Here is a 24,685-nt window from a genome sequence, read left to right as displayed (position 1 = left end):
GTCATCCGGAATACGAATGCGCAGTGCCCTGAGGGGAGTTGGGTCACCAGGGGAGTCGGGTCAGGCGCGGAACGGCCGGACAGGAACCCCCTCGGTCCCGGTCTCGACGACGAAGACGGAGCCGGACAGCGGGGAGTTGGTCAACTCCTCGGCGGAGAGGCCGTTTCGGGCGGAGGTGATGAACAGGCAGTCGTCCGCACCGAAGGCACAACTGGTGGGCTGGAGTACCGGCACCGGAACGAGCCCGACGACGCGTCCTGTCAGGTCGTAGCGGCGGACTTCGCGTCCTCCGTGCATGGCCACCCAGAAGCAGCCCTCGATGTCGACGGCGAGGCCGTCGGGGACGCCGACCCCCTCGGTCTTGGTCAGTACCTCCAGGCGGCCGAGTTCTCCCGGCTCGGCGTGGAAGTCCGCGCGGTACAGGAGGTTGGCGTAGCTGTCGGCGAGGTACATGACGGTGTCCTCGGCGTTCCAGCCGAGCCCGTTCGGCAGGACGAGTCCGTCCGCGACGACAACGCTCGGGCTGCCGCCGTCCCAGCGGTGCAGTCGGCCCTGGCCCGGTGCGAACTCCATGTCGTTGCTGCCGGCCCAGAACCTGCCGCGGGAGTCCACCTTGCCGTCGTTCATGCGCAGATTCGGCTCGGGGAGGACCGGGTCGACCAGGGTCAGCCCGTCGCCGGTGACGTAGCCGAACCCGTCCCCCACCGCGACGGCGAAACCGTCGTCCGTCGCACGCGGTGCGACCGCGCCGACCATCGTGCCGACATCCGTGACGGTCTGTCGACCCGTGGACAGGTCGTCCTGAAAAATCTTGCGGCCGTAGATGTCGACCCAGAGGAGATGCCCGGTGCGAGGATCGAACACCGGCCCCTCACCCACGTCCGACGTGTCATTGCGCACCGCCACATCGATATTCGTGTACGTGCGGACATCGGCCATCGCGACTCCCTTCGTTCTGCCTCTCGTTTTCCTCCAACCTCGCCGCGGTCACCCCCGATCGTCAACGGTGATTGGCGGATGTGGGGCATTCGTTCCGCGAATGGATCCGGGCCGCGTCACACCGGTGGAACGGCGGTCGTGCCTTCGGGCCTCGGCGCCTTTATCACCGCTCGGATGAAAGCCCGTGCGGACGCGCCCAGCGGTCGTTCGGAGTGCCACCAGATTCCCACGTCCCGATAGCGGTTGAGATACTGAATGGGGCGCATTTCCATTCCCTCGCGCAGGATCATCACCGCACCCAGATAGTTGATGATGCCGATTCCGTGTCCGGCCCGGACCATCGCACCGAGAGTGGTCGGCTGATGGGAGACCGTTCCGGAGGGTGCTACCAGGTCCTTGATGCTCAATTCGACCTCGGCCTCGTATCCGACGACCGTATTGGCGAGCGGATCGCCGATCGTGATGACGCGTTGGTCCGCGAAGTCCGCGAGTTCGATCTCGCTCTTCTTGAGCAGCGGATGACCGGTCGGGGCGAGCATGACGAAGGGTTCCCGCCACAACGGGCGCATGGTGAAGCCGTGGTCGTGGGGTTCGGGCCGGACCGGGCGCAGGGCCACCGAGACCCTGCGCTCGGACAGTGCCGCCTCGATGAAGCCCGCGTCGCCATCCAGGACCGCCACCCGGATCCGCGGATGCTCCTTCTGCAGCGCCGTGATGACCGCAGGAAGGAATTCCGAACTCCCGCTCGCGAAACTCGCGACCGTGACGGTTCCGGAGATGTCGCCCCGGTCGGTCTGGCGGGCGGTGACCAATTCGTCGGCGGCGGCGAGAACCGACCGCGCCCGGGCCAGCAGAGCGCGTCCGTCGTCGGTGAGGGTGAGCGGTCGGATACGGCGTTCGATGAGCAGACAGCCGAGTTCGCGTTCCAGATTCGCGATGTGCGCCGAGACGCGCGGTTGCGACAAATGCAACTTTTCGGCCGCTCTGGTGAAACCGCCGGTATCCACGACCTCGACCCAGGTACGCAACCAGGCCAGTTCGAGCGTCATTGACCGAACCTCCTCTCCTCGCAGTCGGACCACCGGCGGCGGGGAATTCCCGCTGACGGCATGTCATCTGCGCGGCAGATCATGTGTATTCGTATTTCGCTGTTGACGAGTTCCGACGGCCATGGCCGACTTGAACAATGACCGACGAGACTTCTTTCGGCACCGCCCGCGGGCTGCTGTCCGCGCGGGGAGCGGACCTTCTTCGCGGCGACGACGGTGCCGTGATCACCTCCGTGGAGACCTACGCCCTCGCCGTGCCCCTGAAGCGGCCCATCGCCGACTCCACGGCCGCCATGGCGCACTGGACGGTGCCCGTGGTCGAGATCCGCACCGCCGACGGCCTGGTCGGGACGGGGATCTCCGGCGTGCACTGCGCTCCCGAACTTCTCTCCGACGTGATCCTCTCCTACTATGCCGACGCCCTTCTGGACACCTCGTCGGAGGACGTCCTCGGCACCTGGAAGCGCCTGTACTGGCTGCCCACGCACTGGATCGGCCGGGCCGGAGTCGTCCACATGGCCCTCGCCATGGTCGACATCGCCCTGTGGGACCTCGCCGCGCAGCGGGCCGGCATGCCCCTGTGGCGGCTGCTCGGCGGCACGCAGGAGAGCGTCGAGGCGTACAACACCGACGGCGGCTGGCTCAACCTCACGGACTCCGGACTGGTCCGGGATCTCACCTCGCTGGTCGACCACGGCTGGTCCCGGGTGAAGATCAAGGTGGGGCGCTCGGACTGGCGCGAGGACGCCCGACGCGTGCGCGCGGTCCGGCGGGCCCTCGGCGACGACGTGACCCTGATGTGCGACGCCAACCAGCGCTGGGACCTGTCGACGGCGAACCAGATCATGCCGGTCCTGGAAGAAGCCGCCATGGACTGGGTCGAGGAACCCGTCCACGCCGACGACCTCCAGGCCCACGCCCGCCTCCAGTCGTCGACCCGGCTGGACGTGGCGGCCGGCGAAAGCATCTACTCCTACCACCAGTTCGCCTCCTTCATGGCCGCCGACGCCATCCGCGTCGTCCAGGCCGACGTCACCCGGGTCGGCGGCGTCACCGAGTTCCTGCAGATCGCGGCGCACGCGGCGGCACGGGGCCTGCGGTTCGCGCCGCACGCCGGCGACATGATGCAGGTCCACCAGCACTTGGTCGGCACCGTCCTCTCGGAGGTGCCGCCCCTCGTCGAGTTCATCCCCTGGACGCAGGAAGCCTTCGTCGAGCGCAGCGTCGTACGCGAAGGGCTCATGGAGCGGCCGCACGGGCCAGGCGCCTCGACGGCGATCGATTCCGCCGCGCGGATGCGATGGCAGATCCCTGGAGTGGGCTCGACCAGGACCCTCTGAGACCCCTGCCCCTCCACCGACGGAAGGACTGACATGACCGAGTCGCCCCAGAGGCACACCGAAGACCGCGTGGCCGTCGTGACCGGCGCGGGCCAGGGCATCGGGCGCGCCATCGCCGTGGCCCTCGCCGCCCGAGGCGTACGGGTCGTCGTCACCGACCGCAACACCGAGACCGGCACCGCCGTGGCCAAGGAGGTGGGCGGCGACTTCCTGTCCCTCGACGTGTCCGATCCCCGGGCCGTGGCGGGGGTGGCGGGCGAGGTCGTACGACGCTTCGACCGCGTCGACGTCCTGGTCAACAACGCGGGCATCGCCCACGAGGACGACGCCCTCGACGTGACGGACGAGGTCTGGCACCGCGTCCTCGACGTCGACCTGACCGGCACCTTCGTGGCCAGCCGTGAGTTCGGCCGCCACTTCGTGCGCCGACGGTCCGGTTCGATCGTGAACATCTCGTCCATCGCCGCCTTCATCGGCACCAACCCCGAGTACCACGTCGCCTACGACGTCGCGAAAGCCGGCGTCTCCCAGCTGGCGCGCTCGCTCGCGGTCGAATGGGCGCGGTACGGGGTCCGGGTCAACGCCGTCGCGCCGGGCCGGACCCGCACCCCGATTCTCGACACGGTCGGGATGGACGATCCGCAGCGGATGACGCAGTGGATCGGCCAGATCCCGATGGGCCGGCTGCTGGAGGCCGAGGAGATCGCGGCCGCTGTCGCGTTCGTGGCGCTCGACGCGACGGCGATGACCGGACAGACCCTCCTCGTCGACGGCGGTCAGATCGCCCAGTGACTCGGTCACCGACGCCTGCCCTCAGCCGACGCCGAGGGCAAGCGTCTCTCCCTCGGCGAGCTGGACTTCCAGGAGATCGGCGCCGTAGCGCACTCGTACGTCCGCAGCCCGTGACGCCCGGATCGACGCGACGGCCAACTGCCCGTCGCGCCAACGGATATCCGCCGTGAGACCGCCCCGGGCGCGCAGTCCGCACACACTTCCGTCCGGCCAGTCGGTGGGCAGCGCGGGCAGCAGCTCCACGTCCCGGCCGTCGGACTGGAGCAGCATCTCGGCTACTCCCGCCGTGCCGCCGGAGTTGCCGTCGAAGGAGTAGATGTTCTGCGCCGCGCCGGCCACCCCGCCGGCGGAGAACGTCATCAGGTTCGCCTCGCTGGTGTCCGCGATCAGGCTGGTGAGGTGCTTCAGGGCCGCGTCGCCGTTGAGGAGACGGGCGTAGTAGACGGTGAAGTTGGCTTCGACCCACTCGGTCTGCTCCCAGCCCGGGGCCTGTTGCCTGCGCTCGACGGTGACCTCGGCGGCGCGTGCGAGGTCCGGTGTGTCGCGCGGGGTGATCTGGCGCTCCGGGAACAGGGCGCTGAGATGCGAGGTGTGCCGGTGGCTCGGCTCGGCCTCTTCGTAGTCGTGCAGCCACTCCTGGACCTGCCCGTGCCGTCCGATGCGGAACGGCGGGAGGCGGCGGCGCGCGGCGGCGATCCTGGTCCTCAACTCGGCGTCGACACCGAGGAGTTCGGCACTCTCCGCGCAGATCCGCAGCACGGCCTCCATGAACACCCGGTCTACGGTGGCCCCCATGGACACCGAACACCGGCTGCCGTCGGGCGCGAGATACCAGTTCTCCGGCGACTCCGACGGCCCCGTGACGAGCAGGCCGTGCTCCGGCTCCTCGACCGCGTAGCCGAGGAGGAACTCGGCGGCCCCGCGCAGGACCGGATACGCGCGCTCCCGGAGGAACGTCTCGTCGCGCCCGTACTCGAAGTGCTCCCACAACTGGAGCGCGAGCCAGGCCCCGCCGGTCACGTTCATGCCCCAGCCGATGCCGGAACCGGGTGCCGTGTAGCCCCAGGCGTTGGTCACGGTGTGGGCGACCCAGCCCGGCGCGCCGTACAACTCCGCGGCGGTCGCCCGGCCTTGGTCCGCCAGCTTCTCCAACAGCCCGAACAGCGGCTCGTGGCACTCGGCCAGATTGGTCGACTCGACTGCCCAGTAGTTCTGTTGGGTGTTGATGTCCAGGTGGAAGTCGTTCGTCCAGGGCGCACTGCTCGCCAGACCGTCGTTCCACAGACCCTGCAGGGCAAGCGGCAGAGGGGAGTCGGCCCGTGAACCGGCCATCGTCAGGTAACGGCCGAACTGGAAGTAGAGCGCGACGAGTTCGTCATCGGCCTTCCCGGAGGCGAGCCGCTCGCGACGGGCGTCGGTGGGCAGGGCGGTGAGTTCGGGCGGCGCCGAACCGAGATCCAGGGAGACCCGTCGCATCAGCGCCTGATGGTCCGCGATGTGCGCCGCCCGGACCGACTCGTAACCGGCCTCCAGGCCTGCGCACAGCAGCGATTCCGCGCGCACTTGGGGGTCCGCTCCTGCCCAGTCCGTTCCTACGGCGATGTAGACGACCGCGCTGTCGGCGCCTTCCAGGCGAAGTTCGTCGCCCGCGCGGTGGACGGTGCCGCCGCCGGCTTCGAGGCGGGCGTGGATCTCCAGCGCGACGCCCTGCCGTCCGTCGCTGTGCAGGCTCTCGTACGCGTGGCCGTTGAAGGTGACGGACGAGTCGGTCGCCGTGGTGGTCCCGGGGAGTACGCCGTCCCGGATCGAGAGGGTGAAGGCCAGCGATCCTGGCCGGTCCGCGGTGAGGCGGACCGCGATCAGGCCGTGCGGGTTGGTGGCGAACACCTCGCGGGTGAACCGGACTTCGCCCTGTGCGTAGGTGACCGTGACGAGGCCCGTGTCCAGGTCCAGCGTCCGACGGTAGTGCTGGGCCGGAAGTCCGTCAGGGAAGGTGAGTTGGACTTCGGGCAGGGGCAGGTTGGTCCCGAACGACGGTGCCTTGCCCGGGAGATGCTCGGCGGCGAGCCGCTGCGCTTCGGCGTGGTCGCCCGCGAAGAGGAGTTGGCGGATGCGGGGTACCTGCTGCTGGGCGGTCGGGTTCAGGTCTGCAGTAGAAGGGCCGCCTGACCATGCGGTCGACTCGGAGAGTTGGATCCGCTCCCTGTCGGTGCCGCCGTAGACCATGCCGCCCAGGCGGCCGTTGCCGATGGGGAGGGCTTCGAACCAGCGGGTGGCGGGGCGGTCGTAGCGGAGGATTCCGGGTGGGACGCGGACATCGCGGAAGGCCTGGTCGGGGAGAGCTTTCAGCATGGTGTTCACCTTCAAGGCGTGTGAAAGGGGCGATCCACAGGGCTACTTGGCCGGGGCGAAGACGTGCTGCGCGGCCACGGCGGCGCCTCCTCGGGCCCATTCCTCGAAGGGGAGGGGTCTGACGACGAGGTCGCAGTCGGCCGCGGCGCCGAAGGCCCGGGCGGCGAAGGTGGTGCGGATCTGGTCCTCGTAGAGGTCGTAAGTGGCCACGCCCTCACCGGAGATGATGATGCGCTCCGGGCCGATGAGGTTGGCCACGGACGCGAGCGCCAGGCCCAGGGCGTGGCCGGCCCGGGCGAAGACCGCGCGGACGTCGGCGTTGCCGGCGTGGGCGAGACGGACCGCGCCGTCCATCGTCAGCGCCGGGTCGCCCGTCGCACGGCGGGCCTGTTCCGTGATCGCCTGAGTGGAGGCGACGGCCTCGACGCAGCCGGTGTTGCCGCAGGTGCACACCCGGTCGGTGCCGCCCACCGGGAGGTGGCCGACCTCTCCCGAGACGCCGTGCGCACCGGAGACGACCCGGCCGCCGATGGAGATGCCGCAGCCGATGCCCGCGCCGACGGTGACCAGGGCGAAGGACGACAGCCCGACCCCGACGCCGAACCACTGCTCCGCGACGGTCAGGGCACGGACGTCGTTCTCGATGACGGTCGGCAAGTTCGTTGCCGTCTCTACGAGTTGGGCCAGGGGCACGCGGCGCCAGTTCAGGAAGGGGGAGTACTGGACCGTTCCCGTGTGGCCGTCGACGTCCCCGGAGATCGTGACGCCGATGCCGTGGAGCGCGCCCGGTGCGTGCGGTGCCGCCTTCGCGTTCAACTGGTCGACCAGCCGGGCGACGGCCAGGACGACCGTGCCGACGTCACGCGAACCGAGTACGGCCCGCGCGGTGGCCAGAGGTCGTGCGGTCAAGTCGGTGAGCGTGCCGATGAGTTCGTCACCGGTGATCTTCACGCCCACGAAGCGGGCGCGCTCGCCACGCACCGCGATGAGGGTGGCCGGCCGGCCCTGGGTGCGCTCGGTCGAGCGGCCCAGCTCGTTGATCCAGCCGTCGGTCAGCAGGGGAGTGGCGACCTTGGTGACCGCACCGGCCGACAGACCGGTACGGCGCCCGATCTCGGCGCGTGTGAGTGGGCCGTGGGCGAGGAGGGTCTGGAAGAGCAGAGCGGCCGCGGGTGGCTGATCGGCGAGCGTCATGCGGCGACCATACATTTCCATTGGAAAAGAAGATAGAAGAAGGATCGCGGCGTTCTGTGCACGTCTTCTTCACTCATCGCCCGAATCCCGGTCCATTCTTTCCACGAATGTCGATGATTCGCGCTGCGCAATATGTTGACGCTGGAAGAAAAGCCTGACTACATTCGCGGCACCTCACGACAGGTGGATGGGACGTCCACCGACGCAGGTGGCGGCCGGTTTCCTCCTCGACCGGCCGCTCACGTCATCGCGGGCCGCGCTCTCCAACGGGCGTTGCCTTACGGCCACTTGGGCGGATCCGAACGCCCACTCACCAATTCCCCATGCGGCTGACCGTGCAAGGGGCACTTCCGGTCCTTCCCAGGCCCCGCCGTGCCTTTTCGCGCCGAGATGGAGTAAACACATGGCTCGTCCAGCAGGACCCGCATCCTCCGTACGCCACAGACTCCGTGCGGGCGGTCCGCGCCTCCGGCACCTGCCCGTCCTGGCCGCCACCGCACTCGTGGTGTCCCTCGCGGCACCCACCGCCGCGTCGGCGACGGACTCCTCCCCGGCGCCGACGAGCGCGGACCGCCAGCAAGCCGTCCTCGCCGCCAAGCCGTACATGGGCTGGAGCAGTTGGAGCCTGGAGGCCACCAGTTACCCCGGCTACGGCGGGGTGAACTGGCTCACCGAGGCACACGTCAAGCAGCAGGCGGACGTGGTCGCGTCGAAGCTCAAGTCCCATGGCTACGAGTACATCAACGTGGACGCGGGGTGGGTGAACGGCTTCGACCAGTACGCCCGCCCGAAGCCGAACGCCACCACCTTCCCGCACGGCATGAAGTCCCTGGGCGACTACCTCCACCACAAGGGCCTCAAGTTCGGGCTGTACCTGGCAGTCGGCCTCGACCCCGCCGCGTACGGCGACGGGACGACCGCCATCCACGACGCGCCCGGCTGCACCACCTCCGACATCGTCTATCCCGATCTGCGCAAGACCAACGGGTGGAACTCCGCGTACAAGATGGACTTCGCCAACCCCTGCGCGCAGAAGTACGTCGACTCCCTCGCCGACCAACTGGCGGGCTGGGGCGTCGACTTCCTCAAGGTCGACGGGGTGGGCCCGGGCTCGGCGCAGGGAGGCGCCGACCACGACAACACCTCGGACGTGAAGGCCTGGCACACCGCGCTCCAACAGACCGGCCGGCCCGTCCAGTTGACGCTGTCCTGGTCACTGAGCCACACCCAGGCGGCGACCTGGAAGGCCAACTCCAACGGCTGGCGCATCGACACGGACGTCGAGTGCTACTGCGACACGCTCGTGACGTGGAACAACTCCCTGAAGGTGCGCTGGAACGACGTCGTGCAGTGGATCGACGACGCCGGGCCCGGACACTGGAACAACCTGGACTCCCTGAACGTCGGAGTCGGCGCCATGGACGGTCTCACCGAGGCCGAGCGGCAGAGCTACGCGACCCTGTGGGCCATCGAGTCGGCACCGCTGTACTCGGGTGACGACCTCACCAAACTCGACGCGTACGGGCTGAAGTTGCTCACCAACGACGAGGTCATCGCCGTGGACCAGGCAGGTCGTCCCGCACGTCCCGTCAGCCAGACCACCAACCAGCAGACCTGGTACGCCCGTAATCCGGACGGCAGTTACACCGTCGCACTGTTCAACCTGGGTTCCCAAGCCGCCGATGTCACCGCTGACTTCGCCGACCTCGGCATCGGCGGAACGGCCTCGGTCCGTGACCTGTGGCAGCACAAGAACCTAGGCCGTGTCTCCAGGCACCTGACGGAGAACCTGCCGGCACACGGCTCGCGGCTCTTCACCTTCACACCGAACAGGCAGGGCACCGACCCCGGTACTCCGCTGGGCGTGCACGGCACCGCCGCCACCGCGACGAGCGTCTCGCTGGCCTGGGACAAGGTGAACACCGACGCCTCGCCCGTCACCCGCTACACCGTCTACGCCGACGGCCGGCCGGTGACCACCAGTACCGGCACCGCAGCCACCGTCACGGGGCTGAGCGCGGCCAACGCCCACACCTTCACCGTCGTCGCCCGCGACGCCAAGGGCCGAACGTCGGCTCCCAGCAAGGCAGTTGGAGTCACCACGCCCGCGTCCGGCGGACCCACCGCCTACGAGGCCGAGGCGCCCGGCAACACCCTCACCGGCAACTCCGTCGTCGCGGGCTGCGACAGCTGCTCCGGTGAACAGAAGGTCGGCAATCTCGGAGGCGGTGAGGTGGCCGTCAACCACGTCACCGCGCCGAAGGACGGCACGTATCTGCTGAAGCTGGACTACGTGGACGGCGACTCAAGTCGCGTCATCGACCTGTCCGTCGGCGACACCATCCTCCAGATCCCGGTGCCCGGCACCAACGACAACAACTGGGGTGCCTCGCAGTCGCTCACCGTCCCGGTACCGCTGAAGGCCGGGGACAACACGCTCCGCTTCGGCAACGCCACCGACTACGCCCCGGACATCGACAAGATCACCGTCTGATCCATCAGTTCGTACCGCACGAAGGAGGGTGCTGTGGTGGTCACATCACAGGGCAACCACGCAACGCCGGTGAAACCGCGGTCCGGTGAGCCGGGCGCGGTGGCCACCACGGCCACCTCACCGGGCAAGGGCCCGACCAGGAAAACACGGCGCGCCACCGCCACCAGGTCTGCGGCGGCACGACGCCGGGACCTGCCGGTCGCCCTGCTCCTCATCCTGCCCGCCGTCGTCGGCTTCGCGACCTTCTACGCCTATCCGACCCTGCGCGGCATCTACCTCAGCTTCACCGACTTCCACGTCCTGAGCCCACCGCAATGGGTCGGACTGGCCAACTTCCGGGAACTGTTCGGGGACGACGTCTTCTGGCACTCGCTCCTCGTCACCGTCTACTTCGTCCTGCTGTCCGTCGTCTTCGGCACGGCGATCTCCCTCGTGACCGCGGTCGTACTGCACCGGGTGACCCGGTCGTCGGTCCTGCGCGGCGTGATCCTGCTGCCGTTCCTGATCTCCAACGTCATCGCCGCCCTGGTGTGGCAGTGGATGCTCGACCCGACCCTCGGCATCGTCAACATCGCCCTCAAGCACCTGACCGGCCACTCCATCCTGTTCTTCGGCAGCGGGGGATGGGCGATCCCATCGCTTGCGGCGATCAGCGTCTGGAAGTGGATGGGCTACTACGCCCTCCTGATCTTCGCCGGCCTGCAGACCATCCCGTCGACCATCTACGAGGCCGGCCGGGTCGACGGCGCGAGCGAGGCGCAGATGTTCCGCCGGCTCACGGTGCCCCTGCTGCGGCCGATCCTCGTCATGGTGGTTGTCCTGACGGTGATCAACTCCTTCCAGGTGTTCGACATCGTGCAGGTCACCACCAAGGGCGGTCCGGCCAACGCCTCGAACGTGCTGCAGATGTACATCTACGACAAGGCCTTCCGGCAGTTCGACTTCGGCTACGCCGCCACCATGTCGCTCGCCCTGTTCGCCCTGCTCATCGCGGTCACCTTCACCCAGCTGCGGCTCGCCCGCGCCAACGAATCCGACCTGAACTGAGGAGGCCGCCCTCATGGCTGTCACCATCGCACCCGGCCCGGCGGCCGTCCCGCGCCGCCCCACCCGGGAGACCGCCCGCAGGTTCTCACCCGGGAGGGTCGTCGCCTGGACCTACCTCGGCGTCATCGTCCTCGTCACGCTCTTCCCGTTCTACTGGATCCTGCGCACCGCACTGTCCAACAACTACAAACTGGCGACCCGCCCGTCCTCGCTCCTGCCGGTCGGCTTCACCTGGGGCGCCTTCGAACGGGCCCTGGGCATCGCCTCCACCGCGTCGGCCCAGGCCCAGGGCGGCTCCGGCGCCTCCCTCGACTTCGCGCTCTACCTGCGCAACTCGGTGATCTACGCGTCCGTACAGACGGCGATGATCGTGCTCATCTCGGCAGCCGCCGCCTACGCGTTCTCCCGACTGCGCTGGCGTGGCCGCGACCTGGTGTTCAACATCCTGATCAGTGCCCTGATGGTGCCCAGCGTGTTCACGCTGCTGCCCAACTTCGTGCTCGTGAAGGACCTCGGCCTCACCGACACCTTTGCCGGACTCATCCTCCCCGGCGGCCTCTTCCAGGCCTTCACGCTGTTCTTCCTGCGGCAGTTCATGCTCGGCCTGAGCAGCGAGGTCGAGGAGGCAGCCATCATCGACGGCGCGGGACCGCTGCGGATCTTCTTCCGGATCATCCTGCCGATGACGTCCGCGCCGATCGCCACCGTGTCGCTGCTGATGTTCGTCAACGCCTGGAACGACTACTTCTGGCCGCTGCTGATCGCCAACGACCAGAGCGTCCAGCCCCTCACCCTCGCCCTCGGCGTCTTCAAGCAGTCCTCGCCCCAAGCCGCCCCCGACTGGGCGGGGTTGATGGCCGCCGCCCTCATCGCGGCGATGCCGATGCTGTTGCTCTTCCTCGCCTTCGGCAAACGCATCGTCAACTCCATCGGCTTCTCCGGCCTCAAGTGACCAGCGAAAGAAGGAACCATGAGAGTTCGCAAGGCCGTGGCACTCGGAGCCGCGCTCACGCTGACGGCCATCGTGTCCGCCTGCTCCTCCAACTCCAGCAGCAGCTCCGGCTCCTCGACCCTCAACTGGTGGACCTGGGACGACAAACAGGCGGCCGCCTACAAGGTCTGCGCCACGGACTTCGAGAAGGCCAACCCCGGCGTCACGGTGAAGATCTCCCAGTACGGCGTCACCGACTACTTCACCAAGCTCACCGCCGGCTTCGTGGCGGGCAAGGCTCCCGACGCCTTCCAGAACAGCGTCCAGTTCTTCCCGCAGTACGCCGACCAGCACCAACTCCTGTCGCTGGACGACTACATCAAGAAGGACAAGTTCGACCTGTCGAGGTTCTCCGTCGGAGTCGACTCGTGGAAGTACACCGACGGCCACCAGTACGGCCTGCCCCTGGACTGGGCCGCCACCGGCCTCTACTACAACACCGACATGCTCACCAAGGCCGGCTACACCACCAAGGACGTCCAGAACCTCAACTGGAACCCCGACAACGGCGGCACGATCGGCAAGATGATCGCCCACCTGACCGTCGACTCGAAGGGCCGACGCGGTGACCAGCCGGGATTCGACAAGGCGAACATCAAGACGTACGGCTTCGGTCAGCTGGCCGCCAAGGACTTTCTGGGCCAGACGACCTGGAGCTCCTTCGTCTCCACGACGGGCTGGCGGCTCGGCAACAAGGCCAACTGGCCGACCCAGTTGAACTACAACGACCCGCGCCTGGTGAAGACCATGGACTGGATCCGCACCCTGGTGGCGAAGGGATACGCCCCCAAGATCGGTACGTTCACCAACACCGTGTCCGACGTCGACCTGCTCTCCTCGGGCAAGGTCGCGATGGAGACCGGCGGTTCGTGGACGGCGTCCACCTTCGCCAAGATCCCCGACATCAAGGTCGGCATCGCCCCCACGGTCCTCGGCCCCGACAACAAGACCCGTGCCGTCTTCAGCAACTCCAACGGCAACACCATCTGGGCGGGCACCAAGAACCCCGACCTGGCCTGGAAATGGGTCTCCTACATGGGCTCCGAGGCCTGCCAGACCAAGGCGTCGGCGACCGGCACCTTCTTCCCGTCCATCCCCGCCTCGATGGACGCCTCCGCCAAGGCCCTCAAGGCACAGGGCGTCGACCTCTCGGTCTTCACCGACATGCTCAAGAACAAGGAGCTCTACCCGTCACCGGACTTCCGCAACGGCGCGGCTCTGCAGGACGCGATCGAGCCGCTGATCGAGGGCTACTTCGGCGGACAGAAGAGCGACAGCGTCTTCGCCGACATGCAGTCCAAGACCAAGAGCATCCTCACTCAGAAGTAACAGCCGCCCCTTGGCGCCCCGCGGCCGGACGCGTCCCCTACGGCGCGTCCCGCCGCCCTCCCCGAAAAGAGAGTGCATGCCCACAACCCCCTCGCGCATCGTCAGCCTGCGCGCGGCCGGCACCTGCCTCGCCGTGGAGCTCACCGAACCGGTGCCCCGAGTCCTGCACTGGGGAGCCGACCTGGGCGACCTCACCCCCGACGACCTGACCGCCCTGAGCCTGACCGCCGAACCCGCGATCCTCAACAACGCTCCCGACATACCGCGCCGCTTCACCGTCTGGCCCACCGAGGCCGACGGCTGGTCCGGCACCCCGGCCCACCACGGCCACCGGGCGGGCACCGCCACCGCACCCCGCCCGGCTCTCACCGGGTCCACCCACCACACGAACCCCGACGGCGGCGGCGTACTCGAACTGGACCTCACCGACGCGGCATCCGCACTGGACATCACCCTCACCTACACCCTGGACCCCCACGGCATCCTCACCGCCGACGCCGTCATCTCCCGCGCGGACAGCGCCGATTCGACGCCCTACGACCTGGCCGGCGCCCTCACCCTGCTGCCTCTCCCGCGCCGGGCCACCGAGATCCTGGACTTCACCGGGAAGTGGAGCAGGGAACGCTCCCCGCAACGCCACCCGCTGCACCACGGCGCACACGTCCGCGACGTACGACGCGGAAAGCCCGGCGTCGACTCGCCGCACCTTCTGACAGTGGGCGTACCCGGCTTCGGATTCGGCACCGGCGAAGTGTGGGCCGTCCACGTGGCCTGGAGCGGCGACCAGCGCTACCTCGTCGAGCAACTCCCGGAAGGCGCAGGCGTCCACGCCTCCGCGCTCGGCGGTGGCGAACTCCTCCGCGCGGGCGAGATCCGCCTCGCACCCGGCGACACCTACCGAACTCCCCGCTGCCACTTCGCCTGGTCGCCGAACGGCCTGGACGGCATCGCCGACCGCTTCCACCGTCATCTGCGCGCACGACCCCAACACCCGCGCGGCCCCCGTCCCTTGGTGCTCAACAGCTGGGAAGGGGTCTACTTCGACCACGACTTGGGTCGGCTGCGAGCTCTGGCCGAGCGCGCCGCCGCGGTGGGGGTCGAGCGGTTCGTTCTCGACGACGGCTGGTTCAGCGGCCGTCGCGCCGACACCGCGGGCCTCGGCGACTGGCTCGCCGACCCGACCGTCTGGCCCGACGGACTCAGCCCGCTCGCCGACCACGTCCGGTCGCTGGGCATGGACTTCGGCCTCTGGGTGGAGCCCGAGATGGTCAACCTCGACTCCCACCTGGCCCGCACCCACCCCGACTGGATCCTCGGTCCCGCCGCGGGCCTCGGCCCGACCGCCCGCCATCAGCACGTCCTGGACCTCTCCTGCCCCGAGGTCTTCGACTATCTGCTGAAGTCACTGGACGCGCTCGTCGGGAGCTACGACATCGCCTTCCTCAAATGGGACCACAACCGCGAACTCCTCGAAGCCGTACACACTTTGGGCGATCGTCCCGCAGGCCATGCCCAGGTCGAGGCGCTGTACCGGCTGCTGGACGCGGTCAAGCAACGGCATCCCGGACTGGAGATCGAGAGCTGCGCGAGCGGCGGCGGCCGGGTCGACCTGGGCGTACTCGACCGCACCGACCGCGTGTGGCCCTCGGACTGCAACGACCCCGTGGAACGTCAGTCGATCCAGAGCTGGACCGTCCAACTCCTCCCGCCCGAACTCGTCGGCACCCACGTCGGCGCCGCGCGCAGCCACACCACCGGACGCGTCACCGCCGACACGTTCCGCCTGATCACCGCCCTCTTCGGCCACGCGGGCATCGAGCAGGACCTCGTCGAGTGCTCACAGGACGAGCTGACGAGGCTGACCGCCTGGAGCGCCCTGTACCGCGAACTGCGCCCGCTGCTGCACAGCGGTCGTACGGTGCGTGCCGACCTGGAGGACGAGGCTCGGATACTGCACGGAGTCGTGGCCGACGACGGCTCAAGGGCGCTGTACTCCTGGGCCAGGGTGGCCACTTCGCCCGAAGGGCAGTCCGGCCGGACGCGTTTTCCCGGTCTGGGTCCCGACGCCCGCTACCAACTCCGGGTGCGTACCGAACTCGGCCTGCCCTCCTTCCACCAGATCGCGTCGCCAGCGTGGTTGACGGCCGCGCAGGAGGACTGGCTGACCCTGCCCGGCTCGGTGCTGGCCACCGCAGGCCTGCCCATGCCCACCCTCAACCCCGAGCAGGCACTCCTCATCGAGGTCCGTCGCCAGGACTGAAGGAGGCGAGGATGTCCCCTGACGTCCATTCCTCCGACATCGAGTTCCCCTACATCAAACGGAGTTCGGGCTCCCGGCAACCACGGCCGACACGGGAAGCCGCCGCACTCCGCGCATCAGCAGACCCGGCGTCCACTCCAAGTCGGCCGCGTCCACGGCCAGTTCCAGACTCTCGACGCGCTCCAGCATCGCGGTGATCGCGACCGTGGCCTCCATCCTGGCCAACGGTGCTCCCAGGCAGTGGTGGACGCCGTGCCCGAAGGCGACATGGCCGGCCGACCGCCCGAGGCGGAAGGAGTCCGGCTCCTCGAAACGGGCCGGGTCCCGGTCGGCCGCGGCGAGGGACACCAACAGCATCTCGCCCCGGCGCACCGGCACTTCACCCACCCGCATGTCCTCGGTGGCGAAGCGCTCGGTCGCCGTGAGCACCGGGCCGTCCAGACGGAGGAACTCCTCCACCGCCGCGGGCACGAGGGAGGGATCGGCCCGCAACGCCTTGAACAGGTCCGGTTGTTGGGCGAGTCCGAGGAGTACGGCCCCGATGAGGTTGGCGGTCGTCTCGTACCCGGCGATCAGGAGAAGGAAGGCCATACCGACCAACTCCGGGTCGGTGAGCCGGTCCTCGACGGTGTCGTTGGCCAGCGCGCTCAGCAGGTCCTGGCCCGGGTCGGCCCGCTTGCCCGCGATCAGCTCCGCCAGATACCCGCTCATCCAGACGTACGCCTCCTCCCGGTCACTGCCGGCGACCGGGGACACGATCTGCTCCGATGCCCAGCGGAACCTGTCCCAGTCGTCCAGGGGCACGCCCAGCAGTTCGCAGATCACGGCGATGGGGACGCGGGCGGCGAAGCCGTCGACCAACTCCGGTGACTCCAGGGCGAGTACATCGTCGGCGAAGCGGCCCGCGAGCTCCTGCGTGCGGGGCCGCAGGGACTCGATCTGCTGCGGAGTGAAGGCGCGGGTCACCAGTGTGCGGAGGCGGGTGTGGTCGGGTGGGTCCACGGTCAGCATGTAGTCGATCCCGACCTCGTCCCGGACACCGCTCATCAGCCAGCCCGGCTCCAGCCCAGCGCGTTCGCTCCGCTTGGACACGCGGGGATCGGTGAGCACTTGGCGTGCCGCGTCGTATCCCGTGATCAGCAACTGCGGGGGCGCACCGTCCGGTTCGCAGCGGTGGGCGGCTCCGGAATCCGTCAACTGCCGCAGCACCGCGTGCGGGTCCGCCTGGAACGCGGCGCCTTCCAGTACCGCCCGCAGCGAGCCGCCCTTGTCGCCCGGGGTGCTTGTGGTCATCGCGGTCTCCCACCCGAAGTTGTTGCTTTCGTCGGCAAGCATTGCGTTGAAGAAGGGGCATGTCAAGGTGTTCATTGGATGGTCGCCGGGTGATCAACTGCCGTCAGCACAGGGCTGGTTGGCGCTTGGCGACCCGGTGGGAGGGGAGCCGAACCCGCCCGTCCTACCGGGCGGCCGAGATCGTACGGCACCGCAGCAAGGAGATCGCCGAGATCCATGATTACTCCCGTCGCGACACGAAGGGGGCTCCAGTGAATCGCCCCCCAACAGCCTTTACAGCATTGCCTTCTGGGGCTGGGTGCGGCCCGCATGAACGCCTCCGGGACATCCTCGGCGCGTGCGGGTTCGTACGACCATTTCACCCATGGCTTGGGCAGTGTGGTCGCCTCGCGATTGCCCAAGTAGGGCTCGCCGATGACAAGTTCCCGGTGTTGCTGCCCCGAGGTGACGATCAGGGGGTGTTGCCGTGGTACGTACGCGGCGACGAGGTTGCCCACGGCGTTGCCCAGCCCGGCCGAGGAGTGCGCGTTGACCAGCGCGGGCCGGCGGGTGACCTGGGCGAAGGCGTCGGCCATCGCGATGGCGGAGGCCTCCTGCAAGGCCAGGACGTAGGTGAAGCCGTCGGGGAACTCCTGTAGGAACGTCTGCTCGGTGGACCCCGGATTCCCGAAGACGGTGGTCAGACCGAGAGACCGCAGCAGATCGTAGGTCACAGTACGGACGGTGGACGGTTGAGTCATGGCAACCTGCCGGCTTTCGTGCCGAGCCCGATGGTGGGGGGACGTATGACGGAATGTCTGACATCGTGGCCCGGGCGCGGCCGGTACGGCCTCCGTCCGATGACGCAAACGCCTGCCGCCCCGTGCGATCGCGTCGCCCGCTGCTTCCCGTGTGCCGTCTGCGGTTTCGGCCTCGGTCGGATGGCGGAAGCCGAGAGTCCCCGGCATGGGGAACCGTAACGCCGGTGCCACCCGTTGGGCGCGCCCCCGAACCGCGAGGAGCCGGCATGCCCGTCTATACCTGCACTGCGGCGCAGGGCTCGCTGACCAGTGAGTCGAAGGCTTCGCTGGCGGCCGAGATCACCGGATCCACGCGGCGATCAACCATGTGCCTACGGCCTACGTCAACGTGATCTTCTCCGAGCCGCCCTCGGAGAGCGTCTTCACCAGCGGCGTGCCGGGGACGCCACTGATCATCACGGGCTGGGCGCGACGGGGGCATCCGCAGCAGGACACGACGCGACTGGCGCTGGAGTTGTCCTCAACGGCCGTACGCGTCACCGGAGTCGAGGAGGACCACGTCATGGTGGTGATCGAGGACAGTCCCGCCCGCTCCGCCGTCGAGGGCGGTCAGGTCCTGCCCGAGCCCGGCGAGGAGAAAGCGTGGCTGGCGCGCCGCGGCGAGGTCTGAACCGTCGACGACCGGATGCCGGCGACCGCCCCGAGGCGGCCGCCGGCATCCAGCTGCTCTGCTGCTACGCGCCCTTGAACTGCGCGGTGACCGCGGCCACGCGCTTGCCCTGGTACAGGGCGGCGGCACGCGCGGTGTCGTCGACCGGGATCGCCCCCTGGCCGTTGACATGGCTGGTGCCGTAGGGGTTGCCGTCGGCGAACTTCACCGGGTCGGTGTAGCCCGGGGTGACGATGATGCCGCCGAAGTGGTGGACAGAGTTGTAGAGGGCGAGCAGCGTCGACTCCTGGCCGCCGTGCGCGGTGGCGGTGGCCGTGAAGCCGCTGTAGATCTTGTCGGCCAGCTTGCCCTGCGCCCACAGCCCGCCGAGCGTGTCGATGAACTGCTTCAACTGGCTGGCGATGTTGCCGAACCGGGTGGGGCTGCCGAAGACCACGGCGTCGGCCCACTCGATGTCGGCCGGGGTCGCCACCGGGATGTCCTTGGTGGCCGCCGCGTGCGCCGACCACGCGTCGTTGGCGGCGACGGCCTCCTCGGGGGCGAGCTCGGACACACGCAGCAGTCGTACCTCCGCGCCCTCCTTGCGGGCACCTTCCGCCACGGACTCCGCCAGCTCGTGCACGGTGCCGGTCGACGAGTAGTAGATGACTGCGATCTTGGGGGACATCGGGAGTTCCTCTCGCTGTTCTGTGGTCTCGACGGCAGATGCCGCCGTGCTGTCGACGACGGGAGCCGCCGTGCTCGGGTCGGGATGGGCGATGGTGGTCAGGGAGAGCCGCAGCCGGCGGGCCGCGAGACCCTTCGAGGCGGTCAGGCCGTGGCGGTACCGGTCGACGGTGGCCGTGGCCGATATCCGCAGCGATTCGTTCTCGACGGACAGGGAGTCCACCGTCAGCTCGATCGGTGCCTGGTGTCCGCGGACGGTGAGGAGCCCCTTGACGACCCAGGCGCCGTCCTCGCCGCGGGCCACCCTGGTCGACTCGAATCTGATCTCGGGGTGGCGGTCCACGTGGAGGAAGGCGGGCGAGCGCACGTGGTCGTCACGCTTGGCCGTGCCGGTGCGGAAACTGCCGGCCTCGATGACGGCCTGTGCGGTCGACCGGGTGACCGGCGCGGTGACCGTGATGCGGCCGGACTCCACCTGGAACGTGCCCGTCACCTTGCCCAGCCCGAACATGTGCCGCGTGGTGAAGGTGAGGGACGACCGGGCCGGATCGACCTCGTACGTCCCGGCGGGGGGCAACTGAACGCTCATGCCCTTGTGGCCTCTCGCTTGTGGTCGCGCGGGACGGCCCGTGCGGCGCTAGTGCTTGCTTGTGCAAGTATCTTCTCCTCGTGGAAAATGCTTTGTCAAGCAAGTAGTGATTGTGGTTCAGTGTTCATATCGGGAGCTTCGGAGAGGAGGGGGCGAGATGCCGACGTCGCAGAACCCCGCGATCCCACCCGCGCCAGAACCGCTGAGCGGCACGGAGGAACGCCTGTGGCGCTCACTTCAGAGACTGCTGGTGGCGCTGCCCCGGGCGCTCGACGAGGATCTCCTGCGCTCCACGGGACTCTCGCTCACCCAGTACATCGTCCTGATGCACCTCTCCGAGGCGGACGGCAGCCGCATGCGCATGACCGACCTGGCCGGCGCCACGGCCCTGTCCGCGAGCCGCATCACCCGGCTCGTTGAGACCCTGCGAGTGCAGGGCCTGGTGGTCAAGCGGCCTCATGCGACGGACGCCCGGGGGAGCATGGCCGTACTCACGGAAGCCGGTCGGCAACGGCTGTCGGGCGCATATCCGGCTCATCTGGCCAGCGCGCGCCGACGTGTCATGGGCCGGCTCGACCCTGCCCTGGTTCACCAGCTGGCCGAGGAGCTGGAGGCGGTGGCCGATCCGCTCCACTCCCAGTGCCGGGCGGGCTGCGCGTGCCGCGTGCGGACTTCCGTGTACGGCGAAGCAGTCATGTGACCCAAGCCGGGCCCGGTCTTCCCGGGGAAGCATGGTGTGCCGTCCCGGTCCGCCCGTCTTCCGAGGAGGCCCCCATGCTCCAGGGCTACACCTACCCGCTGTCACCGCGCGGAGAAGCGAACCTCGCCTCCGCCCCGCCATGGCACTACGCCGGAGACATCGTCGGCGTCGAGTTCTGGACGGACCCGGCCGCCGCCGAGGCGACACTTCCCGAAGGACTGACCCCCGACCCGGACTCCGACGGGCGCGCGGTGGCGCTGTTCATCGACTGGCAGTTCTCCGCCGAACACGACGAGTACCTCGACCCGGTGCGCAGCCAGTACCGCGAGTTCATGGTGCTGGTGGATGCCCGTTGGCAGAACCAGCCCGTGTCGTGGTGCCCGTACATCTACGTCGACAACGACCTTGCCCTGGCCCGCGGTTGGGTGCAGGGCTTCCCGAAGAAACTGGGCGCGGTCCACCAGACCCGTGTCTTCGCGGCACCCGGCAGCGCGTCGCCGACTCTCGCGCCCGGCGGGCGGTTCGGCGCGTCCATGTCGGCGGCCGGGCACACCCTCGCCGAGGCCACGGTCACGCTCCAGCAGCCGGCGCCCGACCCGGCCGCCCTGTTCGCCCGCCCCACGGTCAACCTCCGGCACTTCCCGCGCCTGGTCTCCGGCCAGTACGACAAGCCCTCCGTCCACGAGTTGGTGATGGCCGAGTTCAACGACCGGCGACTCGCCGACGTGTGGACCGGCACCGGCGACATCAGTCTGTTCGCGGCCAGGGGCGAGGAGTTGGCGGACCTGGCTCCCGTGCGCACCGGCGCCGGTTTCCGCGCCTCGATGTCCTACAGCGTGACGGACGTACGCCGGCTGGACGCGTAGCGGGACGGGCGCCGCTCGCCCCGTAGCCGAAACGACGACCGCGGTGTCGTAACGAGAGGAAGTTCATGTCCACCATCGCCGACCTCATCGTGGAGGGCCTGCGCAACGCCGGCGTCTCACGCATCCACGGGCTGCCCGGGGACTCGCTCAACGGACTGACCGACGCCCTGCGCAGGAACCCCTCGATGGCCTGGGAGCACTACCGGCACGAGGAGGCCGCGGCGTTCGCGGCCGCGGGGGAGGCGGCGACCACCGGATCGCTGGCGGTGTGTGCGGGCAGCTGCGGGCCGGGGAACCTGCACCTGGTCAACGGGCTGTACGAGGCGCAGCGCAGCCGCGTTCCCGTCCTCGCGATCGCCGCGCACATCCCCGGTTCGGAGATCGGCACCGGCTACTTCCAGGAGACACATCCCGAGGAGGTGTTCCGCGAGTGCAGCGTCTTCTGCGAACTGGCCTCCTCGCCCGACCAGTTCCCCCACCTCCTGGACATCGCCCTGCGCACGGCCGTCGAACGCAGCGGCGTCTCCGTCCTGGTGGTTCCGGGCAACGTCCTCCTGGACCGGCCCGAGCACAGGCCGAAGGCGGCCACGGTGCTGCCCACCGCGCCCGTGGTGCGCCCCAGTGATCCGGAGATCGAGCGCGCGGCGGACGTCCTGAACAAGGCCGGCCGGATCACGATCCTCGCGGGCGCGGGCTGCGCGGGCGCGCACGGCCAACTCGTCGAGCTCGCCCGGGCGTTGCGGGCACCGGTCGTGCACACGCTGCGGGGCAAGGAACACGTCGAGTACGACAACCCGTACGACGTCGGCATGACCGGGCTGTTGGGATTCACCTCCGGCTACCGGGCGATGGAACAGTGCGACACACTGCTGATGCTCGGCACGGACTTTCCGTACCGGCAGTTCCTGCCCGAGCACGCCACCACCGTGCAAGTGGATCTGCGCGGGGAGCAGATCGGGCGGCGCACGCGGGTGGACCTGGCGCTCGTCGGTACGGTGCGGGACACCGCCGAGGCACTGCTCCCGAAGCTCGCGCCGAGGACCGATTCCCGGCACCGGGACACGATGCGCGACCACTACGTCCAAGCCCGCGCCGCCCTCGACCGGCTCGCCGTCGACGATCACAACCGCACGCCGATCCATCCGCAGTACGTGGTCAAGGTCGTCGACGAACTGGCCTCCGAGGACGCGGTGTTCATCCCGGACGTCGGCTCACCGGTGGTCTGGGCCGCGCGTTACCTGACCATGAACGGCCGGCGCAGGCTGATCGGCTCGTTCAACCACGGCAGCATGGCGAACGCGCTTCCCCAGGCGATCGGCGCACAGTCCGCGTTCCCGCAGAGGCAGGTCGTCGCGCTGTCCGGAGACGGCGGACTCGCCATGATGCTCGGCGACTTGATCACGCTGAAGCAGCAACATCACCCGGTGAAGATCGTGGTCTTCAACAACGGGGCCCTGAGCTTCGTCGAGTTGGAGATGAAGGCCGAGGGTATGGTCAACTTCGGCACGGACCTCGACAACCCGAACTTCGCCGACGTGGCCACGACACTGGGCATTCACGGAAGCCGGGTGGAGCGCCCGGCCGACCTGCCGGACGCCCTGCGCGCCGCGTTCGCGCATCCCGGACCGGCACTGGTGGAAGTGATGACCGCCCGCCAGGAGTTGAGCATTCCGCCGACGATCAAGCTCGACCAGGCCAAGGGCTTCGCCCTGTACGCGGCCCGCACCGTTCTGTCGGGACGCGGCGACGAACTCCTTGAGCTGGCCCGCACCAATGTCGTGCGGCACCTCTCCTCCTAGCCTGCGCCGGCCCGGTCCTCCACGGCGACCGAGCGCCGCGTCACTGCCTCTCGCGCTCGGCGAGCCGTTGGGCGATCTCGGTCGTGACCGTTCCGGTCAACTGGTCAGCCGTGAGGCCGAGGTTGCCCGGGATCTGCGCGGCTGGCCTGCCCGATGGCTTCCTTGGTCTCCGACCGGAACGCGATGTGACCGCGCAGTGCCTTCTTCCCGGCCGGCGGCAGCGTTTCCTCGATCGCGTCGCGGACGCGCTGTTCCGACTCGGTCCATGACGCGCCGGTCCGCTTGGCCTTGTTGATGTAGTGGTCGATGAGCTGGTCACCCAGGCCGGACAGCGTCTGGGCCACGGAGTCGGGGCCCTTGAACCCGATCAGGCTCAGCACGGCCTGCTCGACGCCGTCCAGGTCCGGCAACACCGTCGTGGCCAAGCTGTCCGAGTTCACCTCGGCGACCATGCTCGAAGCGGCCCGGAGAGCAACCGGGTGGGGCCTGCCCGACGGTGTCCTGAACGTGTTCACCGGCACGGGGACACCTACCCCGTCCGGTTCCTGCCGCTCAGCAGTGACCTGCAACAGGTCTCGATGGCCTACATGGATATTCCCCCGAGCGCGGAGCCGAACGGGAAAACCGTACATCGGCTCGACGACCCAGCCGTTCCCGGTCGGCCGGCCGCCGGTCACGAGCGTGGCGCCGTTCTGCTCAGCCTCCACAGCGCCCTGGGGGGCCGCGGCGAGGTCGGCGGCCGCGAAGACGATGTCGGGGCACTTGCCGCCCAGTTCGCGCGTGAGCCGGATGACGCGGCCAGCGGCGATACGGCCGATCTGGGGTACTCGTAGTCCTCGAAGCAGATACCCAGGGCCGGCAGAGGTGCGGACGTGCTGTCACTCATCCGCGCAGCTCGAAGGCGACGTGGTGGACCGACGCGTGCGGCCCGGCGGCGATGCCCAGGTGCTGTGCGTACCACTGGCGGGTTGTGGCGGCATCGGTCGAGTTGACCACCTCATCGCCAGGCGGGCCGGGCGGGATGTCGTAGGTTGAGATTCCTTGCTTGAGCACGCTAACCTGCACGGATGACCGCTGACGATGCCCTGACCGCGCAGGAAGAGCGCTTCTGGCGTGCCCTGATGCGTGTCATCGTCGCGCTGCCCCGCTCGCTGGACGACGATCTGCTGCGATCGACAGGGCTGACGCTCACCGAGTACGTCGTGCTGATGAGCCTGTCCGAGGCCGAGAACCAGGAGCTCCGCATGGCGGACCTCGCCGCGGCGACAGCCCTCTCGGCGAGCCGTATCACCCGCGTCGTGGACGCGCTGCAGAGCCGCGGCCAGGTCGTCAAGCGGCGCTACGAGGGTGACGCGCGGGGCAATGTCGCGACCCTCACCCCGGAAGGGCTGAAGCGGCTCCAGGCGGCGTATCCGATACACCTGGCGAGCGCCCGCAAGCGGGTCATGGACCATCTCGACGGCCGGTCGCTGTCGGCCATGGTGCGGCAGTTCGAAACGGTGGTCGAGAATTTCGACTGACGGCCCCGATCCGTCGTCGTCATGCCGAACGGGAAAGGTCCCGGACACGCTCCTC

The 24,685-nt window shown here is 68.9% G+C and carries 21 protein-coding genes and 1 pseudogene; 12 read left to right on the top strand and 10 right to left on the bottom strand.

All coding sequences use genetic code 11. The annotated features are described in order from the left end of the window. Positions 1-60 precede the first annotated feature (60 nt). The gene (locus ACGFY9_RS28750; RefSeq protein ID WP_393758849.1) at positions 61-939 is read right to left on the bottom strand and encodes an SMP-30/gluconolactonase/LRE family protein; all 879 of its coding nucleotides are present in this window, start codon (positions 937-939) and stop codon (positions 61-63) included. Between the two features lie 116 nt (positions 940-1,055). After that, a complete protein-coding gene (locus ACGFY9_RS28745) occupies positions 1,056-1,988 on the bottom strand; it encodes a LysR family transcriptional regulator (RefSeq protein ID WP_393758847.1) in 933 nt (310 codons plus the stop codon). A gap of 137 nt (positions 1,989-2,125) precedes the next feature. Here ACGFY9_RS28745 and ACGFY9_RS28740 point away from each other — a divergent pair, with 137 nt between their 5' ends. Together ACGFY9_RS28740 and ACGFY9_RS28735 are read left to right on the top strand one after the other, a co-directional pair. Next, positions 2,126-3,328, top strand: a complete 1,203-nt coding sequence (locus ACGFY9_RS28740; protein ID WP_393758845.1) for a mandelate racemase/muconate lactonizing enzyme family protein — start codon at positions 2,126-2,128, stop codon at positions 3,326-3,328. A 33-nt stretch (positions 3,329-3,361) separates the two neighbouring features. After that, on the top strand, positions 3,362-4,120 hold the full coding sequence (locus ACGFY9_RS28735; protein WP_393758843.1) for an SDR family NAD(P)-dependent oxidoreductase: 759 nt from the start codon (positions 3,362-3,364) through the stop codon (positions 4,118-4,120). 21 nt (positions 4,121-4,141) lie between these two features. Here ACGFY9_RS28735 and ACGFY9_RS28730 read toward each other — a convergent pair whose 3' ends face one another. Together ACGFY9_RS28730 and ACGFY9_RS28725 are read right to left on the bottom strand one after the other, a co-directional pair. Next, complete coding sequence (locus ACGFY9_RS28730) at positions 4,142-6,472, bottom strand: glycoside hydrolase N-terminal domain-containing protein (protein WP_393758841.1); 2,331 nt, start codon at positions 6,470-6,472, stop codon at positions 4,142-4,144. Positions 6,473-6,514: 42 nt separating this feature from the next. Beyond that, the gene (locus ACGFY9_RS28725; protein ID WP_393758839.1) at positions 6,515-7,666 is read right to left on the bottom strand and encodes an ROK family protein; all 1,152 of its coding nucleotides are present in this window, start codon (positions 7,664-7,666) and stop codon (positions 6,515-6,517) included. A gap of 403 nt (positions 7,667-8,069) precedes the next feature. Here ACGFY9_RS28725 and ACGFY9_RS28720 point away from each other — a divergent pair, with 403 nt between their 5' ends. The 5 genes from ACGFY9_RS28720 (at position 8,070) to ACGFY9_RS28700 (ending at position 15,787) form a co-directional block, all read left to right on the top strand. Continuing rightward, positions 8,070-10,160, top strand: a complete 2,091-nt coding sequence (locus tag ACGFY9_RS28720) for a fibronectin type III domain-containing protein (protein WP_393758837.1) — start codon at positions 8,070-8,072, stop codon at positions 10,158-10,160. 33 nt (positions 10,161-10,193) lie between these two features. Then, positions 10,194-11,207: a carbohydrate ABC transporter permease gene (locus ACGFY9_RS28715; protein ID WP_393758835.1), complete on the top strand. Its 1,014-nt coding sequence runs from the start codon at positions 10,194-10,196 to the stop codon at positions 11,205-11,207. Positions 11,208-11,220: 13 nt separating this feature from the next. Further along, complete coding sequence (locus ACGFY9_RS28710; RefSeq protein ID WP_393758833.1) at positions 11,221-12,159, top strand: carbohydrate ABC transporter permease; 939 nt, start codon at positions 11,221-11,223, stop codon at positions 12,157-12,159. 18 nt (positions 12,160-12,177) lie between these two features. Continuing rightward, positions 12,178-13,527, top strand: a complete 1,350-nt coding sequence (locus tag ACGFY9_RS28705; protein ID WP_393758831.1) for an ABC transporter substrate-binding protein — start codon at positions 12,178-12,180, stop codon at positions 13,525-13,527. 76 nt (positions 13,528-13,603) lie between these two features. Then, positions 13,604-15,787: an alpha-galactosidase gene (locus tag ACGFY9_RS28700; protein ID WP_393758829.1), complete on the top strand. Its 2,184-nt coding sequence runs from the start codon at positions 13,604-13,606 to the stop codon at positions 15,785-15,787. Positions 15,788-15,841: 54 nt separating this feature from the next. Here ACGFY9_RS28700 and ACGFY9_RS28695 read toward each other — a convergent pair whose 3' ends face one another. Together ACGFY9_RS28695 and ACGFY9_RS28690 are read right to left on the bottom strand one after the other, a co-directional pair. Continuing rightward, positions 15,842-17,080, bottom strand: coding sequence for a cytochrome P450 (locus ACGFY9_RS28695; protein ID WP_393758827.1), 1,239 nt, complete (start codon positions 17,078-17,080; stop codon positions 15,842-15,844). A gap of 71 nt (positions 17,081-17,151) precedes the next feature. Continuing rightward, positions 17,152-17,793 carry a thiamine pyrophosphate-binding protein gene (locus ACGFY9_RS28690; protein WP_393758825.1) on the bottom strand — a complete coding sequence of 214 codons (642 nt, stop codon included), beginning with the start codon at positions 17,791-17,793 and terminating at the stop codon, positions 17,152-17,154. Positions 17,794-18,187: 394 nt separating this feature from the next. Between ACGFY9_RS28690 and ACGFY9_RS28685 the strand changes: the two genes are divergently transcribed. Further along, positions 18,188-18,490: a tautomerase gene (locus ACGFY9_RS28685; protein WP_393758823.1), complete on the top strand. Its 303-nt coding sequence runs from the start codon at positions 18,188-18,190 to the stop codon at positions 18,488-18,490. 64 nt (positions 18,491-18,554) lie between these two features. Here the strand turns inward: ACGFY9_RS28685 and wrbA are convergent, their stop codons facing one another. Further along, positions 18,555-19,157 carry an NAD(P)H:quinone oxidoreductase gene (wrbA, locus tag ACGFY9_RS28680; protein ID WP_393759058.1) on the bottom strand — a complete coding sequence of 201 codons (603 nt, stop codon included), beginning with the start codon at positions 19,155-19,157 and terminating at the stop codon, positions 18,555-18,557. 144 nt (positions 19,158-19,301) lie between these two features. Continuing rightward, positions 19,302-19,745: pseudogene (locus ACGFY9_RS28675) on the bottom strand (YceI family protein); the annotation flags it as partial. Positions 19,746-19,902: 157 nt separating this feature from the next. On the opposite strand from ACGFY9_RS28675, the gene ACGFY9_RS28670 reads away from it, so the two are divergent. From ACGFY9_RS28670 to poxB, 3 genes are all read left to right on the top strand, one after another. After that, complete coding sequence (locus tag ACGFY9_RS28670; RefSeq protein WP_393758821.1) at positions 19,903-20,445, top strand: MarR family winged helix-turn-helix transcriptional regulator; 543 nt, start codon at positions 19,903-19,905, stop codon at positions 20,443-20,445. Between the two features lie 74 nt (positions 20,446-20,519). Continuing rightward, the gene (locus tag ACGFY9_RS28665) at positions 20,520-21,311 is read left to right on the top strand and encodes an acetoacetate decarboxylase family protein (RefSeq protein ID WP_393758819.1); all 792 of its coding nucleotides are present in this window, start codon (positions 20,520-20,522) and stop codon (positions 21,309-21,311) included. Positions 21,312-21,376: 65 nt separating this feature from the next. Next, on the top strand, positions 21,377-23,110 hold the full coding sequence (poxB, locus tag ACGFY9_RS28660; protein ID WP_393758817.1) for a ubiquinone-dependent pyruvate dehydrogenase: 1,734 nt from the start codon (positions 21,377-21,379) through the stop codon (positions 23,108-23,110). Positions 23,111-23,214: 104 nt separating this feature from the next. On the opposite strand, the gene ACGFY9_RS28655 is transcribed toward poxB, so the two are convergent. Then, entirely contained in the window at positions 23,215-23,550 is a 336-nt protein-coding gene (locus ACGFY9_RS28655) for a hypothetical protein (protein ID WP_393758816.1), read from the bottom strand. A gap of 442 nt (positions 23,551-23,992) precedes the next feature. After that, complete coding sequence (locus ACGFY9_RS28650) at positions 23,993-24,163, bottom strand: hypothetical protein (RefSeq protein ID WP_393759073.1); 171 nt, start codon at positions 24,161-24,163, stop codon at positions 23,993-23,995. A gap of 14 nt (positions 24,164-24,177) precedes the next feature. On the opposite strand from ACGFY9_RS28650, the gene ACGFY9_RS28645 reads away from it, so the two are divergent. After that, entirely contained in the window at positions 24,178-24,630 is a 453-nt protein-coding gene (locus ACGFY9_RS28645) for a MarR family winged helix-turn-helix transcriptional regulator (RefSeq protein WP_393758814.1), read from the top strand. The last annotated feature ends 55 nt before the right edge of the window (positions 24,631-24,685 follow it).

The organism is Streptomyces sp. NPDC048504 (assembly GCF_043200035.1).
In the GTDB taxonomy this organism is placed as follows: Bacteria; Actinomycetota; Actinomycetes; order Streptomycetales; family Streptomycetaceae; genus Streptomyces.
The sequence above is the reverse complement of the archived record's forward strand: the minus strand, read 5'-3'. Positions and strand labels throughout refer to the sequence as shown.

Bases quoted from the DNA above. Each gene is read 5' to 3' on its own strand.
- ACGFY9_RS28740 (WP_393758845.1), top strand. From the start codon at position 2,126: ATGACCGACGAGACTTCTTTCGGCACCGCCCGCGGGCTGCTGTCCGCG.
- ACGFY9_RS28745 (WP_393758847.1), bottom strand. From the start codon at position 1,988: ATGACGCTCGAACTGGCCTGGTTGCGTACCTGGGTCGAGGTCGTGGAT.
- poxB (WP_393758817.1), top strand. From the start codon at position 21,377: ATGTCCACCATCGCCGACCTCATCGTGGAGGGCCTGCGCAACGCCGGC.
- wrbA (WP_393759058.1), bottom strand. From the start codon at position 19,157: ATGTCCCCCAAGATCGCAGTCATCTACTACTCGTCGACCGGCACCGTG.
- ACGFY9_RS28670 (WP_393758821.1), top strand. From the start codon at position 19,903: ATGCCGACGTCGCAGAACCCCGCGATCCCACCCGCGCCAGAACCGCTG.
- ACGFY9_RS28665 (WP_393758819.1), top strand. From the start codon at position 20,520: ATGCTCCAGGGCTACACCTACCCGCTGTCACCGCGCGGAGAAGCGAAC.
- ACGFY9_RS28705 (WP_393758831.1), top strand. From the start codon at position 12,178: ATGAGAGTTCGCAAGGCCGTGGCACTCGGAGCCGCGCTCACGCTGACG.
- ACGFY9_RS28710 (WP_393758833.1), top strand. From the start codon at position 11,221: ATGGCTGTCACCATCGCACCCGGCCCGGCGGCCGTCCCGCGCCGCCCC.
- ACGFY9_RS28645 (WP_393758814.1), top strand. From the start codon at position 24,178: ATGACCGCTGACGATGCCCTGACCGCGCAGGAAGAGCGCTTCTGGCGT.
- ACGFY9_RS28720 (WP_393758837.1), top strand. From the start codon at position 8,070: ATGGCTCGTCCAGCAGGACCCGCATCCTCCGTACGCCACAGACTCCGT.
- ACGFY9_RS28750 (WP_393758849.1), bottom strand. From the start codon at position 939: ATGGCCGATGTCCGCACGTACACGAATATCGATGTGGCGGTGCGCAAT.
- ACGFY9_RS28700 (WP_393758829.1), top strand. From the start codon at position 13,604: ATGCCCACAACCCCCTCGCGCATCGTCAGCCTGCGCGCGGCCGGCACC.
- ACGFY9_RS28730 (WP_393758841.1), bottom strand. From the start codon at position 6,472: ATGCTGAAAGCTCTCCCCGACCAGGCCTTCCGCGATGTCCGCGTCCCA.
- ACGFY9_RS28725 (WP_393758839.1), bottom strand. From the start codon at position 7,666: ATGACGCTCGCCGATCAGCCACCCGCGGCCGCTCTGCTCTTCCAGACC.
- ACGFY9_RS28695 (WP_393758827.1), bottom strand. From the start codon at position 17,080: ATGACCACAAGCACCCCGGGCGACAAGGGCGGCTCGCTGCGGGCGGTA.
- ACGFY9_RS28735 (WP_393758843.1), top strand. From the start codon at position 3,362: ATGACCGAGTCGCCCCAGAGGCACACCGAAGACCGCGTGGCCGTCGTG.